At 64.2% G+C, this 14,772-nt stretch carries 12 protein-coding genes and 1 pseudogene; 3 read left to right on the forward strand and 10 right to left on the reverse strand.

Annotation, left to right across the window (positions count from 1 at the left end; all coding sequences use genetic code 11):
- Window positions 1-49 precede the first annotated feature (49 nt).
- From aroE to acnA, 9 genes are all read right to left on the reverse strand, one after another.
- Window positions 50-883 (reverse strand): shikimate dehydrogenase, encoded by an 834-nt coding sequence (aroE, locus tag G3N58_RS02260; protein ID WP_167037998.1) that lies wholly within the window; start codon window positions 881-883, stop codon window positions 50-52.
- Window positions 883-2,103 (reverse strand): CoA transferase, encoded by a 1,221-nt coding sequence (locus G3N58_RS02265; protein ID WP_167281379.1) that lies wholly within the window; start codon window positions 2,101-2,103, stop codon window positions 883-885. The genes aroE and G3N58_RS02265 overlap by 1 nt, the downstream gene beginning before the upstream one ends.
- The gene (locus G3N58_RS02270) at window positions 2,103-2,564 is read right to left on the reverse strand and encodes a MaoC family dehydratase (protein ID WP_167281381.1); all 462 of its coding nucleotides are present in this window, start codon (window positions 2,562-2,564) and stop codon (window positions 2,103-2,105) included. The genes G3N58_RS02265 and G3N58_RS02270 overlap by 1 nt, the downstream gene beginning before the upstream one ends.
- Window positions 2,565-2,567: 3 nt before the next feature.
- Complete coding sequence (locus tag G3N58_RS02275) at window positions 2,568-2,960, reverse strand: VOC family protein (protein WP_167037450.1); 393 nt, start codon at window positions 2,958-2,960, stop codon at window positions 2,568-2,570.
- Entirely contained in the window at window positions 2,957-3,907 is a 951-nt protein-coding gene (locus G3N58_RS02280; protein WP_167037453.1) for a ketopantoate reductase family protein, read from the reverse strand. Before G3N58_RS02280 ends, G3N58_RS02275 begins: the two co-directional genes overlap by 4 nt.
- A 200-nt stretch (window positions 3,908-4,107) precedes the next feature.
- Complete coding sequence (locus G3N58_RS02285) at window positions 4,108-5,334, reverse strand: YeeE/YedE family protein (RefSeq protein ID WP_167037456.1); 1,227 nt, start codon at window positions 5,332-5,334, stop codon at window positions 4,108-4,110.
- A 363-nt stretch (window positions 5,335-5,697) separates the two neighbouring features.
- Window positions 5,698-6,432: an ABC transporter substrate-binding protein gene (locus G3N58_RS02290; protein ID WP_205998377.1), complete on the reverse strand. Its 735-nt coding sequence runs from the start codon at window positions 6,430-6,432 to the stop codon at window positions 5,698-5,700.
- The gene (locus G3N58_RS02295) at window positions 6,429-7,364 is read right to left on the reverse strand and encodes a GntR family transcriptional regulator (RefSeq protein ID WP_167037462.1); all 936 of its coding nucleotides are present in this window, start codon (window positions 7,362-7,364) and stop codon (window positions 6,429-6,431) included. Before G3N58_RS02295 ends, G3N58_RS02290 begins: the two co-directional genes overlap by 4 nt.
- 30 nt (window positions 7,365-7,394) lie before the next feature.
- A complete protein-coding gene (acnA, locus tag G3N58_RS02300; RefSeq protein ID WP_167037464.1) occupies window positions 7,395-10,037 on the reverse strand; it encodes an aconitate hydratase AcnA in 2,643 nt (880 codons plus the stop codon).
- A 40-nt stretch (window positions 10,038-10,077) separates the two neighbouring features.
- Here acnA and G3N58_RS02305 point away from each other — a divergent pair, with 40 nt between their 5' ends.
- The 3 genes from G3N58_RS02305 to G3N58_RS02315 all read left to right on the forward strand — a co-directional run bounded on the left by G3N58_RS02305 (window position 10,078) and on the right by G3N58_RS02315 (window position 13,658).
- Window positions 10,078-11,187, forward strand: coding sequence for a lactonase family protein (locus tag G3N58_RS02305; RefSeq protein WP_345889820.1), 1,110 nt, complete (start codon window positions 10,078-10,080; stop codon window positions 11,185-11,187).
- Window positions 11,188-11,243: 56 nt separating this feature from the next.
- A complete protein-coding gene (locus G3N58_RS02310) occupies window positions 11,244-12,569 on the forward strand; it encodes an MFS transporter (protein ID WP_167037467.1) in 1,326 nt (441 codons plus the stop codon).
- A 72-nt stretch (window positions 12,570-12,641) separates the two neighbouring features.
- On the forward strand, window positions 12,642-13,658 hold the full coding sequence (locus G3N58_RS02315) for an ABC transporter substrate-binding protein (protein ID WP_167037470.1): 1,017 nt from the start codon (window positions 12,642-12,644) through the stop codon (window positions 13,656-13,658).
- A gap of 994 nt (window positions 13,659-14,652) precedes the next feature.
- Here G3N58_RS02315 and G3N58_RS02320 read toward each other — a convergent pair.
- A pseudogene (locus G3N58_RS02320) lies at window positions 14,653-14,772 on the reverse strand (IS5/IS1182 family transposase); the annotation flags it as partial.

Genomic DNA, 14,772 nt, shown 5'->3' on the forward strand with positions numbered 1-14,772 from the left:
CGGCTCGCCAGTGCTAAACGTGATGGAGCCGGCGTCGCGCGGATCAGCGTCAGTCGAGCGGCACGGTCAGCCGGTCGATCACCGCCCGTGTCTGCGGACGAACGCCGCGCCACCATTCGAACGCTTCGGCCGCCTGTTCGACCAGCATGCCGACACCATCGGCAATACCCTGCACGCCCGCCTCGCGCGCAAGCCGCAAAAACGGCGTGAGCCCTTTCCCATAGGCGAGTTCGTACGCGCCGCCAGCCGGGCTGAATACGCCGGGCGAAACAGGCGGCAAGTGACCGCCAAGACTCGCCGACGTCGCGTTCACGACGAGGTCGAACGGCTCCATCGCGTCGAGATCCCGGTAACCGCATGCGATCAACGGACAGCTCGTTGCGACTTGCGCCACCAGCGCCTCGGCCTTCACTACGTTCCGGTTCACGACGACCAGCTCCGCCGGCCGCGCCGCGATGAACGACAGCAAGGCGCCGCGCACCGCGCCGCCCGCGCCCAGTACGAGCACGCGCTTGCCCGCCATCGGCCGGTTCAGATTGACTTCGATGTCGCGCACGAGGCCGACGCCGTCGAAATTCTCGGCAACGATCCGGCCGTTTTCGAACTTCATCGCGTTCACGGCACCGGCAAGCGCCGCGCGTTCGCTGCGCTCGTCAGCCATCGCGAAGGCTTGCAGCTTGAACGGCGCGGTGACGTTCAAGCCCCTGCCGCCCGCGGCGATAAACGCCCTGACCGTTTCGGCAAACGCGCCGGCCGGCTCGAGCGGCCCTTCTATCGCCGTATAGGTGATGTCCTGCCCGGTCTCCTGCGCAAACAGGCCGTGGATCAGCGGGGATTTCGTGTGTCCGATCGGATGGCCGATCACCGCATATAAATCAGCCATCATGCAGCCCTCTTCGAAAACAGCACGCCGTCGGCCTGCATGGCGTCGATCTGCGCAGCGTCGAAACCCAGCGACTGTGCAACTTCAGCATTGTGCTGACCGAGGTCCGGGCCGACTTCGCGGATCGACGTATCGCAGTCGGAGAAACGGAACGGCAGGTTCGGCAGACGCAGTTTTCCGAAGCGCGGATGGTCCTGTTCGATCACCATGCCCCGTGCGACGATCTGCGGATCGGCAACCACCTCGTCGATACGCTGGACCTTCGCGCATGGCACGTCGACTCCGTCGAGCAGCGCCAGCACCTCGGCCACCGGCCGCGCGGCCACCCACGGCTTGACGACGGCGAGGATGTCCTCGCGATGGGCGTTGCGTCCGTTCAGCGCGTGGAATCTCGCGTCGGCACCAAAGCCGGCCGGACCGCCGTGCTGTTCGACGAGCGCAGCGAAGCGCGCCCACGAATCGTCGACCTGCGCGGCGATCACGAGATCGCCGTCGGCCGCGCGAAACACGCCATACAGCGTCGACGTCGGCATGTCGTGACCCGTCTGCTCGGGCAGCACGCCCTGCATCGTGTAGCACTGCACCGCGTATTCGTGCATCGACACCAGCGTGTCGTACAGCGCCATGTCGATATGCTGGCCGCGGCCGCTCTTCACGCGGCCGAGCAACGCGGCGTTGATCGCGGCCACCGCATGAATGCCCGTGTACATGTCACCGAGCGAAATCCGCATCAGCGGGGGCGGCTCGCCGGGATTGCCGATCATCTGCATGATGCCGCTCTTCGCCTCGGCGATCAGGCCAAAGCCCGCGCGATGCGCGTCGGGTCCTGTATGGCCGTATGCCGAGATCGAGCAGTACACGAGGCCCGGATTGCGTTCGGACAGCGCGGCATAGCCGAGGCCGAGCTTGTCCAGCGCGCCGGGTCGATAGTTTTCGATAAATACATCGGCCGAATCGCACAGGCGCCGCATGAACTCCTTGCCGCGCGCATCTTTCATATCGACGCTGACGCCGCGCTTGCCCATATTGAGCTGCAGGAAGTAGGCGCTTTGCTGGTCGTCGAGGAGGGTCGCATGCTGCCGGCCGGCGTCGCCGCTGCCGGGACGCTCGACCTTGATGACTTCGGCGCCGAGCGCCGCGAGGCAACGGCCCACATAGGGACCGGCGAGAAAGTGGCTGTAGTCGACGACGCGAATACCTTCGAGAGGACGGGCCTGCATCAGTTCGCTCCCGGGCGGCGCGGCACCATCAGGCGATGTTCGCCGCGCTGGACCACCTGGCCGTCCTGATTGATCAGCTCAGACGGTAGCACGACGATGCCCCAGTCCGGACGGCTCTTGCTCGCGCGCATGTTGCTCACGCGAAACCTGACGTGCAGGACGTCGTTGACCTTGATCGGCAGCAGGAAATCCCAGGTCCAGCCGAGCGACATGCCCGGCAGGAACCGGTAGTCGCTCTGCGTCTTCAGGCCGTCCGCAATCGACAGCCCGAACAGCCCGTGCGCGACGATCGAACCGAAGTGGCTCGCGTTCGCGTAGGCCTCGTCCACATGCACCGGTGTGTGATCGCCGGTCAGATCGGCGTAGGCGAGAATGCGTTCTTTCGTGACCGTATAGGTCGGGCTCACGCACTCGTCGCCGTCCTTCGCGTCGTCCCAGTACTTTTCGATGATCGTGCTCATGCTTTACGCCTCCGCGCGTGGATTGATCGCCAGCGCCTGCGCAACGCACGCGGCAGGTTTGGCCTGAATGAGTTCGACCGCGAGCCCGTCCGGCAAGCGCAGCCAGTTGCGTCCCTGCGGCATTTCGCCGACACCGAACGCCTGCGCCGCGGCGAGCGCGGCCTCGAGGTCCTCGCACATCACGCCGAGATGGCCGAGCCGGCCCTCGGGCCCGTCGAAGCGCGGCTCGTGAATGAACTGCAAGCCGCCGAGCGTCCAGTACTGACGCGGCGCCTCGCGCGTGCCGTCCACCTCGCGCATCGTCATGCCGAGGACTTCCTCGAAGAAGCGGATATGCCACTGGATATCCTTCACCCAGATCGCGACGTGCTCCAGATACGCTTTCGTGCCGCTCATGCCGCCGCTCCTGCTTTCTGGCGATCGGTCATGGCCCGTTCGATGCCCTTGATGCATGCCACGAGCGTCGAATTAACAGGAGTCGGCACGCCGAGACGTTGGCCCCAGCGCACGACCGCGCCGTTGATGAAGTCGATTTCGGTAACCGAACCTTTTTCCAGGCTTTGCAGCATCGAGGTCTTGAAGGCAAGCGGCAAACCTTCGGCGGCGAGCGTCCACGCCTCTTCCGCCCGGGTCATCGAAAGACGAATGCCGGCGGCCTTCGCCGCGGCCATGGCCTCTTCGATCGCGGCCAGCGCGGTCGCTTTCAGAACCAGCTCTTCGTAGAGTTGCCCATACGTCAGACCGGTAACGCCGGTGATCGCGCCGGTCGCGACGTTAATCAACAGCTTGTCCCACATCGTGCCGAGGATGTTGTCGCTGACCGTGGTCGTCAGGCCGGCGCTGTTGAACGCATCGGCGATGGCGCGGACCCGCTCCGTCACCTGGCCGTCGAGTTCGCCGATGATCGTCAGTTTTCCGCTCACGCCCGACTCGATATGTCCGGGCGCCTTCAGTACGCCGCCGACATAGGTCTTGCCCGCCAGCACACGCTCGCGGCCGACGATCTCGCTCAGCACGTCCTCATGGCCGAGGCCGTTCTGCAACGACAGGACGAGCGTGTCGGGACCGACGAGGGCGAGCGCGCCGCGCATCGCCGAATCGGTATGGAAGGACTTGACCAGTACGATAACGAGGTCCACCGGTCCGACTTCGGCGGGGTTCATCGTGGCGCGGACCTTGACGCGGCGCGAGCCATTGGCGTCGTCGACTTGCAGGCCGTCGCGGCACATGGCCTCGACGTGCGCCGCAAAGCGGTCGACCAGCCACGTCTCGTGGCCGCCTTCGGTGAGTGCGGAGCCAATGGCGCAACCTAACGCACCGGCTCCCAGAAATGCGATCTTCATGCGGGTCTCCGTGATAGTGAGACCACGATACGATTCCCGCGTCATGCGCGCAATGCAATGAAATCAATGACGTCATTGCGAACGGCAATACAGGTCGAACGGCATGACGCCTTTGCGTTCACGGCCGAGGCATAAAAAAAGGCAACGCGTCACGCGTTGCCTTCCTGATTACACCGGCAAATAGAGGTCGCAGCCCCCGCTCAACAACCCGTCTGCTTCACGCGCTCGACCGCGAGCCCGAAGGCCGGACGCAGCTTCGTGCCGACCACGTTGCCGAAAAATGCCGCGACGAGCCAGAGCCAGCCATGCAGGCTGCCCGACACGATACCGCTGAAATACGCGCCGATATTGCAGCCATACGCGAGGCGCGCGCCATAGCCGAGCAGCAGCCCGCCGACGATGGCGGCGATCAGCGAGCGCAAAGGCAGACGCCATACCGGCGCGTAGCGGCCGGCGAGCGAAGCGGCAACCATCGCGCCGATTACGATGCCGATGTCCATCACGGACTTCACGTCGTGGCTGATCGGCGCGGCCAGGGCGGCCGCGTTCGGGCCGGTGCTCCACACCGGCCAGCTTGCGACGTCGATGCCCAGCGCGGAGAACGCCTTGGCGCCCCACAGCGCGAACGCCGACGTGATGCCCCAGGGGTGGCCCGACAACGCGAGCGTCACGAAGTTGAGGATCGCCAGCACGACACCACCGGCGAGCAGCGGCCACGGGCCATGCAGCCACGGCGACGCGTTCGGCGCGCGATCCACGTCGCTCACGAGATGGCCGTGACGGCGCTTCTCGATCAGCACGGTCAGCGCGGCGATCGCCGCGAACACCACGAGATTCAGCGCGATCGCCGGACCGACGCCGAGCGTCTTCACGAGCGAGATCGGCTGGAGATGCGGCAGCGCGGACCAGAACGGCATGTGCGCGGTGCCGACCACCGAGCCGACGATAAACGCGATCAGCGTGACCACCATCCGCGTGCTGCCGCCGCCGACGGTGTACAGCGTGCCGGACGCACAGCCGCCGCCGAGCTGCATGCCAACGCCGAAAATGAACGCGCCTATCACGACCGAGGTGCCGGGGGGCGACACTTCGCCGACAACCGCATGACCGAACAGCGTGCCGGCAGACAGCGCGGGGAAGAACAGCAGCACGCCGATTGCGAGCATCAGCATCTGCGCGCGCAGGCCGGCGCCGCGGCCGTCGGCGATGAAGACCCGCCATGCGGACGTGAAGCCGAACGCGGCGTGATAGAGCGTGACGCCAAGCAGCGCGCCGAGGACGTACAGCGCGGCCTGCGTCACGCTGACGGTCTGCGCGAGATAGACGGCACCGATCACGACGAGCGCAAGCGCGACGGCGAGCGGCTTCGGATTGATGTTGACGAGACGGCGGGGCGCGCCGCCGAACGGCGTGGATAGATCGGACATGATGAGCGGAGACGGACGCGCCCATCGCGTGCGCACAGCACACCGCTGGCGGGTCAACCGGGCGGTCGCTGCGCGGGCGAAAAGCCGCGACAAATCGTTTTAGAAGAAGTCCGTGAGTATACCGAAATGTCACGTTGCGGCCGGCGCACGCCACGGCGCCGCGTTCCTCGACGGCGCAACCGCGCGCGCCGCCCCATGAGCCTGAGAAGCTTGCTGCACGGGGCCTGGCGAGAATCGACGCCATTTCTGGCGGTCGCTTAATAACCCGTTGTCATAGCGACATTTCGAATCTGCCTTAAAACAGCCATGTTTCAGGGCCGATTTTTCAGAGGCAATTCCCTCCTCTTCCCCGGAAGCCGTCGTTTATTCGAGCGGCGCAACCGAAGCGCCTGCAATGCGATGGCGTTCCAGTGCCTGCGCGACGAACCCGCTGCGTTTCATCTCTTCGACAAACTCGCGTAATTCCTCGGCCGCCCGTTCTCCCCGGCTCTTTGCGACGCCCATTGCCTGCCGGATCACCATGAAACGCTCGTCGAGCAAGCGCAGTCCGCTGGTTTTCGCGGCATCGGCTTCGAGTTGCTGCCTGACGCCGGCGGCCACTTCAAGCGTTTGTTCGAGGAAGGTTTGGACCACCGTGGGCGAAGTCGGCGCACGCACGATCTGCGCGGCTTTCAGTTCCCGCGTGAGGAACAGGTCGTAGGCGCTGCCCTTGCCGACCGCCACCCGGTTATGCGGATAATCGACATCGGCATTGGAGCGGATCGGCGAAGCCTCGCGTACGAGATAGACCCCTTCAATCAGCACGTACGGCGCGGTAAACGCAATGGTTTCGCCGCGCTTCGGGTCCACGGCGAAAAAGCCGAAGTCCGCGCGCTCGTCGCTGACGGCCTCCACGGACTTGCCCGCCGCGTCGAACACGACGAGTTCGAGCGGCACACCGAGGCGTTGCGCGAACGCGCGCGCGAGATCGACCGATACGCCGGCCGGCTCGCCCGACTGCGGACTCAGGTTGGCGAGAATCGGATTGCCGAGATTGATGGACGCACGCAGCGTTCCGGTGGGCGCGAATGCCTTGACGATGGCGGAATCGATATTCATAAGGTCGTGGCGGATTGAACCGTGTGTTGATCCTCCGGCGCCGAGCCGAGGATTTCCTGGATGCTCGCCAGAGCCTCCAGCGTATGCAAAAGGTGCTGGCGTAATGCTTCGGATGCCTCTTCGTTGCGCTCGCGCTCCAGCAGTTCGAGCACGTGCAGATGCTGCCTGGCATGCTCCACATAGCGCTTGCGATGCTGCATCGAACGGTACGAGATCAGCCGGCGCACCCGGTTGACACGGCGAATGGTGTCGATAAAAAAACTGTTGCCCGACGCCTCGACGAGCGATTCGTGAAAGCGCACGCCGCGCTCGTGCAACTGATCGGCGGTATCGGTTTCGATGCCGCCCGCGAGCAGATGCTTTTCGACCTCGCGGCAACGTTCGAGCACCTTGCGCTCGAGCCGGTAGCCGGGTTCGAGCAGCGCCGCCGGCTCCAGCGCGAGACGCAGCCGGTAAGACTTGAGCAGGCTGTCGGGCGTCGTGAGCATGGGCGAGAATTCCCAGCCGTAACCGGGCTTGCGCTCTGCCCAGCCCTCCTGCGCAATCCGGTTCAATAGCGCGCTCAATTGCGCGCCCGTGAGACCGTAGCGCGTGCGGATCATCTGCTCGGATACAACGTCCGGCAGTTCCCCTTTGAGGCGATCGTCGGCGATCTGGAAATAGACGCTCGTCACGATGCCGGTCCCGGCGAGACCCAGTTCGCTGACCACGTCGGCCAAGGGATCGACGAGCGGCCGCGCCACGAAGAAGCCGCGATTTTTCTCGCGCGTCAGCACGCCCTTCTCGTGCAGCAGCGCGAGCGCTTCGTTCACGGGCGAGCGCGACACGCGAAGCCGGTCGGCCAGCATCTGCGCGGGCAGATGCGCGCCGGCTTCGAGCCCTTCGTTGCTGATCAGTTCGAGTATCTGGGTGGCAATGGAGCGGTCGATCATCTCAGTCGGTCAGGTTCGCCGCGCGGGAGCTCAGTCTGCGCCCCTGCCGCGCGCGAGGTTGTTTTGCAGGATCAGCGGAATTACGCCGCCCGAACGCAGCAGCCTGCATTCGAGGCGCGTCTCCACGGCCGCGCGCACGTCGATCGCCTCGACGCGGCCGTCGGCACGCACGATACGCACGGGCACCGTGCAGCGCGGCGTGATCGTGGCGGCGTCCGCTGCGACTTCGAGCATATCACCCGGCCCGAGCGCGAGGGTGTCCGGATGGATGCCGGGCGCGAAACGCAGCGGCAGGATGCCCATGCCGATCAGATTCGAGCGATGGATGCGCTCGAAGCTCGCGGCCAGCACCGCGCGAATACCCAGGAGCCGCTGCCCCTTTGCGGCCCAGTCGCGCGACGAGCCCGTGCCGTAGCGTTCACCCGCGACGAGCACGACGGCATCGCCCGCGTCCGCATAGCGCCTGGCGGCCTCATGAATCGGCAGCACTTCGCCGCTCGGCACGTGCAGCGTGTGAGCAACCGGCATGCCGGGCTTGAGCCGGTTCACCAGCGTCTTGCTGTAGAACGCCGCACGCATCATCACTTCCCAGTTGCCGCGGCGCGAGGCGAACACGTTCAGGTCGTTGCGGTCGTCGCCGCGCGAGACGAGAAAATCGGCGACGAAGCTGTCTTTCGGAATCGCGCTCGCCGGCGAGATGTGGTCGGTCGTGATGTCGTCGCCGAGCACGAGCAACGGATACGCGCGATAGTGGCCGAGCTGGCTGCCCTGATCGATGGCCGCGAACGGCGGCCGGCGTAAAGCCGTCGACGCCGGATTCCACGGAAAGCGCGCGCCCGATGGCGCTTCGAGTTCGTGCCATGCCGGATTGCGGCTCGCCACGGCAAACGCGCGGGGGTAGTCCTCGGGGTCGGCCGCCTGCTCGACGAGCGCGGCCACCTCCTCGCGCGTCGGCCACAGATCGCGCAGCAGGACCGGCGTACCGTCGGCCGCGCATTGCACGGGCTCGCGGCTCAGGTCGGTTTCGGCATTGCCCGCAAGGGCGAACGCGACCACGAGCGGCGGCGACATGATGAAGCCGAGATCGAGATCGGGGTGAATGCGTCCCGCGAAATTGCGGTTGCCCGAGAGCACGGCGACGGGATAGATGCGGCCTTCGGCCTGCGACGCGCGCACGCTTTCGGTGAGCGGCCCCGAGTTGCCGATGCAGGTCGTGCAGCCATAGCCGACGATGTCGAAGCCCACGGCGGAAAGATCGTCGATCAGACCGGCACGTTCCAGATACGCAGCGGCGGCCGGCGATCCGGGTGCCAATGAGGTCTTGATCCACGCCGGCACCGCAAGGCCTTTCGCGCGTGCCTTGCGCGCCACGAGCCCGGCGGCGATCAGCAAGGCGGGATCGGACGTGTTCGTGCAACTCGTGATCGCCGCGATCGCCACGGGGTGACGCGGCATCGGCTCGTGCGGCGCTTTCGATCCGCCTTCCGGCTTGAAGCCGAGCTTCGCGAGCGCGGCGGGCAATGCCGAGTAATCGAGCAGATCCTGCGGGCGGCGCGGGCCGGCCACGTGCATGCCGATGCTGGCGAGATCGATGTCGATCGTGCGCGTGTAGCGCGGCGCGGCCTCGGGATCGAACCACAGGCCGGCCGCGCGCGTGAACGCCTCGACCAGTTGCATGGCTTGCGCTGTGCGATGCGTCGCGTGCAGGTATTCGAGCGTACGTGCGTCCACGGGGAAAAAGCCCGTCGATGCGCCGTACTCCGGCGCCATGTTCGCCACGACCGAGCGTTCGCCCGCGCCGAGCGTCGACACGCCCAGCCCGAAGAACTCGACGAACTCGCCCGAGACGCCGATCGCGCGCAGCCGCTGCGTGACCGTCAGCGCGAGATCGGTGGCGAGCACGCCCGGCCGCAGCGCGCCCGTGAGACGCACGCCGATCACATCGGGAATGCGCTGCATTACCGGCATGCCGAACATCACCGTCTGCGCTTCGAGGCCGCCCACGCCCCAGCCGAGCACGCCGATGCCGTTGATCATCGGCGTATGGCTGTCCGTGCCGATCAGCGTGTCGGGCACGGCCCACGGCTCGCCGTCGCGCGTGACGCGCGTCACCACCGTCGCGAGCTGCTCCAGGTTGATCGTATGCATGATCCCCGTGCCCGGCGGATGGATGCGCACGCCCGTCAAGGCCTGCGAAGCCCAGCGCAGAAAGCGGTAACGCTCCGCGTTGCGGCGCAGTTCGAGCGCGAGATTCCGCGGCGCGGCGTCGGGCTTGCCGAAGTACTCGACCGCGAGCGAATGATCGACCGACGAATCGACCGGCAACACGGGATTGAGCGCGGCGGGGTCCGCGCCCGCCTCGGCCAGCGCGTCGCGCATCGCCGCGATGTCGACCAGCGCGGGCGTGCTCGTCGTGTCGTGCATCAGCACGCGGTTGGGCTGGAACGCGATTTCGTGCTCGCTGGTGGCGCGCTCGCGCCACGCGAGGATCGCGGCGACCGCCTGAGCGCGCTCTTCGCCATCCGTATTACGAATCACGTTTTCGAGCAGCAGGCGCAGCACGACGGGCAGTTCGCGCAGCTGCGCGCCGAACATGCCGGGCAGATCGACGAAACGCAAGCTCGCGCCGCCCGCGTCGAGATGGGAGATGAGAGGGGTGTCGGTGTTTTCCATAACTGTATTTTTGCACTTCATATAGTCAAAATGCAATCCAGTGGAAACCCGCAATACGAGGCACACCGTTTTGAAACAAAAGACCCCCCTGTTTGCTTATGTCGGTTCGCGCACGACGCGCGAGCGCAACGCCCGCGGCGACGGCATCAGCGTCTATCAGGTCGAGACGCAGACCGGCGCGCTGACGCTCGTGCAGCTCGTCAAGGACCTGGTGAACCCGTCGTTCCTTGCGCTGAGCCGGAACGGCGAGCATCTCTACAGCGTGCATGGCGACATGAGCGACATCAGCGCGTTCAGCGTGGACAAGGCGAGCGGCAAGCTCACGTTCCTCAATCGCCAGAGCACCGAAGGCAACAATCCCGTGCATCTCGCAATCGATCCGGGCGGCCGCTACGTGGTCGTGTCCAATCACATCGGCGCGAGCCTCGCGGTGCTGCCCATCGCCGCCGACGGCTCGCTCGAACCGCTCACACAGCTCGTGCAGCTGGACGGCCCCATCGGTCCGCATCGCATCGAACAGAAGCAGGCGAAACCGCACTTCAATCCGTTCGCGCCGGACGGGCGCTTCGTGATCGTTCCGGACAAGGGACTCGACCGCACATTCTCGTTCCGCTTCGAAAACGGCCGGCTCACGCCCGCCGCGACACCCTTCGTCGCGGCTCGCGAGGGCGCGGGGCCGCGCCATATCGCGTTCCATCCGGATGGCCGCCATGCGTGGGTCGTCAACGAACTCGATTCGACGGTTACGGCGTATGGCTACGATGCGGCCAACGGCTCGCTCACGCCGCGGCAGGTGCTGTCGAGTCTGCCGGATACCTGCACGGGCAATAGCCGCGCGGCGGAAATCGAAGTCGATCCCACGGGCCGCTTCGTCTATGCGTCGAACCGCGGTGACGACAGCATTGCCGTGTTCGGCATTGATGCGTCGAATGGCCGGCTGCGCTTTCTGCATGCCGTCCCCACGCAAGGCAAGACGCCCCGCTTCATGACGGCCACACCCGATGGCCGCTTCATGTACGTGCTCAACGAGGACAGCGACACCATCGTCGTGTTCTCCGTCGATGCGTACTCAGGCGGCCTCGCGCCGACCGGCTTCGTTGCCTCGTCGGGCAGCCCGGTCTGCCTGGTGTTCTCGCCGCCCCACGCCTGACACACCTTTCCGATTCACGCGAAGCCTGGCGGACTCGGCCGCCAGCGGAGAAAGCCATGACAGCCAGCCCCGCAATCGACGAACACGCACTCGTACGCAAGATCACGTGGCGCATCATCCCGTTCGTTTTCATCCTCTACATCATTTCCTACATCGACCGCGCGAACATCGGCTACGCGGCATTGCAGATGAATCACGAGCTGGCGCTGACGGGCGAGGCATTCGGCTTCGCCTCGGGCATCTTCTTCATCGGCTACTTCCTGTTCGAAGTGCCGAGCAACGTCATGCTCAACCGGTTCGGCGCGCGTGTCTGGATTGCCCGCATCCTCGTGACCTGGGGCATGGTGTCCGTGGGTTCCGCGTTCGTGCAGAACGCCACGCAGCTTTATGTGCTGCGCTTTCTGCTCGGCGTGGCCGAGGCGGGATTTTTCCCCGGCATCATCGTCTATCTCACGTACTGGTTCCGGGCCAGGGAGCTCGCGACGACGGTCGCGCTCTTCACGGCCGCCATTCCGGTCTCGTACATCATCGGCGCACCGCTCAGCACATGGGTGATGGACCACGCGCAGTGGCTGAACTGGAGCGGCTGGCGCTGGATGCTCGTGCTCGAAGGCGCGCCCGCGCTGATCGGCGGCGTTCTGTGCTTCTTCTATCTGACCGACCGGCCCGCCGACGCGAAGTGGCTCAAGCCTCACGAGCGCGAATGGCTGCAGGGCGAACTCGCCAACGATCGAAAGGCCCGCCCTCACGCAAAACATTTCGGCTCGCTCAAGGCGATGACCAATCCGAAGGTGCTTTACCTGTCGTTCATCTACTTCGTCTATCAATGCGGCAGCCTCGGCGTCGGCTACTGGATGCCCCAGATCATCAAGGGATTCTCCAGAACGCTGAGCCACACGCAGATCGGCCTCATCGCCATGATTCCGTACCTTGCCGCGACGATCGCCATGGTGCTGTGGTCCAGAAGCTCGGATCGCCGCAACGAACGACGCCTGCATTCGGCGATCCCGCTCGGCGTTGCGGCGCTCGCCCTGCTGGGTGCGGGCCTCGCGACGAATCCCTATGTATCGATCGTGATGATCAGCCTGAGTCTCGCCGGACTCTACGCGTTCAAATCGCCGTTCTGGGCCCTGCCCACACTGTTCCTCAGCCGGTCTACGGCCGCGGTCTCCATTGCCGTCATCAATTCGGTGGGCAATCTGGGCGGCTTCGTTGGCCCCTTCGCCATTGGATTCATCAAGGGCACAGGAAAGAGTGCAACGCCGGGCCTGCTGTTTCTCTCGGCGCTGCTGGTCGCGTCGTTCCTGATGGCGTATTTCATTCGCATCGACGAACCCGGCACAGACGACGCGACCGGCGCGGTCCCGAATCACAGCCATTGAGTTTCCCTCGGCTAACCAGCGCGTCTGGTTCCCGGCTATTTTTGACCCGAAGACCCTTGCGAGAAATAAATCATGAATAACGCACCGAAAGCACGTCTTTTCTGCACCGCCGTCGCATTTGCGAGCCTCGTCGCCATATCGCCCGCACGGGCCGACGATAGCCCGACCATCTCGATCATGGTCGGCGGCATCTCGAAGTTCATCTACCTGCCCGCGAAGCTCGCCGATCAGCTCGGCTACTTCAAGGACGAGAAACTGAACGTCGAACTGCTGTCGCAACCGGCCGGCGTCGATGCCGAAAACGAACTGCTGTCAGGCTCCGTTCAGGCCGTCGCCAGCGCCTACGACCATACGATCGACCTGCAGAGCAAGGGCAAGGAAGTGCGATCCATCGCAACGTTCCTTCAGGTGCCGGGAGAAGTCGAAGTCGTATCGAAGGCGTCGCCGATGAAAAGCATGGCCGACGCGAAAGGCAAGACCCTGGGTGTGACGGGCCTGGGCTCGTCGACCGACTTTCTTACGCAGTACATGGCGCTCAAATACCGCATTACGTCGAAGGAGTATTCGACGCTGCCGGTTGGCGCGGACAATTCGTTCATCGCCGCCATTCAACAGCGGCGTATCGATGCGGGCATGACGACCGAGCCGACCGTGTCGAGACTGCTTCAGAAGGGCGATGCGTCGGTCATGGTCGACATGCGAACCGTCGAGGGAACGCAGAAGGCGCTCGGCGGCATCTACCCCTTTACGGGGCTATACGTTAACGCCGACTGGCTGGCATCGCACAAGCAGCAGGCGGCGGGTCTCGCGCGCGCGATCGCCCGAACCATGGTCTATATCCATACGCACTCGCCCGAAGAAATCGCCGACAAAATGCCGAAGGATTACTACGGCGGCGATAAGGCGCTCTACGTGCAGGCCCTGAAGTCGACCATGGCGATGTACACGCCCGATGGAAAGATGCCTGCGGGCGGGCCGGAAAATGTTCTCAAGATTCTGTCGACGATCAATCCGGCGATCAAAGGCAAGCATATCGATCTCAACCGGACTTATACGAACGAGTTTGTCTCGGCGGCGAAGGGATCGTGATTGGTCTTTCTCCCGGCGACGGTTGGATGCCGTGCCGGGAGTATTTTCGTGGGGGTATGGATAAACTCAGCTTCCTTAGCTGACGCATTTGATACCCAGCCCGCCCTCGAACTGAAGTCCAAGGCAACGTTTTCTACGATTCGTTGCAAGATCACGCGGCCGATTCATAGAAACCGACCGATCGGCATAACCTGTGCTGCGTGGACCAGTCACGTTGATGGCGAGGGCTACCATTGCAGGACTGCTATGCCTTGAGCCAGTCTATCAGGACCGAAATCATCGAAGTATCTTTCACGCCTTCGCAATAGATTTGCCCGTGCGGAGACTCTGAAGCCGGTTGATTGGTGCATTCTGTCACTTTGTATTGTCAACTTGATGGACAATGAGAATACAAATAGAACACGCGCTCATTGCAGACGGTGGCCGGCATGAAATACAGCGAGGTAATCGTGCTTGGCGGGCTGCTGCAGGATCAGGCCTCGCAAACCAAAAGCCATGAATGATTCCTGCCGTTACTTCTCGATGGTCGCACGACATACAAAGGGCATACAGAGGTCGTGCTTGTCCTGCAGGTGCAAAAGCTCTAGTGACCGGCGAGCGTGAATGCGTAGTAGAGCCCGACGAAGGCGGCGATCCAGATAAGCGCGATGACGAACAGCGGCGTGCGTCGGCGCTTCTCGGTCTGATCGATGACGCTCTGTAGCAGGTTGGGTTTGCGAGCGGTCTTTTGCTTGTACTCGTTGCGATATCAGTCACGATCTTCGAATGCCATGTCTTTCCCCGGGTTGGCGAAGCGGCGATTCTATCAACGTGATATTGCGCGGGCGGGCGTCTAGCGTCAGGAGCGTCCGGGCGTCAATCGGAGCTAGTGGTACGGTTGTTGGGGCGGTACTGCTTGTGGCGGTTATCGCGCGGCTCGGCGTTGCGAGATCAGCAAGGCTTGGGGGGCGGACCGCTGTTCGGGGACGCCGTGGGTGTTTGCATCTAACAGGCGTTAACAAAATGAGTTCTTCAGTTTTCGCCAACAGATGATGCAGCAGGCGATTTTCATGAAGGCTTCGTGGATAAACGCAAGGCGTTCGAAGCGGATGCGCAGTCGTCGAAAGTTGTGAAG

Origin of the sequence: Paraburkholderia sp. Ac-20342 (assembly GCF_017104985.1) — a bacterium.
Classification (GTDB): Bacteria; Pseudomonadota; Gammaproteobacteria; order Burkholderiales; family Burkholderiaceae; genus Paraburkholderia.

Bases quoted from the DNA above. Each gene is read 5' to 3' on its own strand.
- aroE (WP_167037998.1), bottom strand. From the start codon at position 883: ATGGCTGATTTATATGCGGTGATCGGCCATCCGATCGGACACACGAAA.
- G3N58_RS02265 (WP_167281379.1), bottom strand. From the start codon at position 2,103: ATGCAGGCCCGTCCTCTCGAAGGTATTCGCGTCGTCGACTACAGCCAC.
- G3N58_RS02270 (WP_167281381.1), bottom strand. From the start codon at position 2,564: ATGAGCACGATCATCGAAAAGTACTGGGACGACGCGAAGGACGGCGAC.
- G3N58_RS02275 (WP_167037450.1), bottom strand. From the start codon at position 2,960: ATGAGCGGCACGAAAGCGTATCTGGAGCACGTCGCGATCTGGGTGAAG.
- G3N58_RS02280 (WP_167037453.1), bottom strand. From the start codon at position 3,907: ATGAAGATCGCATTTCTGGGAGCCGGTGCGTTAGGTTGCGCCATTGGC.
- G3N58_RS02285 (WP_167037456.1), bottom strand. From the start codon at position 5,334: ATGTCCGATCTATCCACGCCGTTCGGCGGCGCGCCCCGCCGTCTCGTC.
- G3N58_RS02290 (WP_205998377.1), bottom strand. From the start codon at position 6,432: ATGAATATCGATTCCGCCATCGTCAAGGCATTCGCGCCCACCGGAACG.
- G3N58_RS02295 (WP_167037462.1), bottom strand. From the start codon at position 7,364: ATGATCGACCGCTCCATTGCCACCCAGATACTCGAACTGATCAGCAAC.
- acnA (WP_167037464.1), bottom strand. From the start codon at position 10,037: ATGGAAAACACCGACACCCCTCTCATCTCCCATCTCGACGCGGGCGGC.
- G3N58_RS02310 (WP_167037467.1), top strand. From the start codon at position 11,244: ATGACAGCCAGCCCCGCAATCGACGAACACGCACTCGTACGCAAGATC.
- G3N58_RS02315 (WP_167037470.1), top strand. From the start codon at position 12,642: ATGAATAACGCACCGAAAGCACGTCTTTTCTGCACCGCCGTCGCATTT.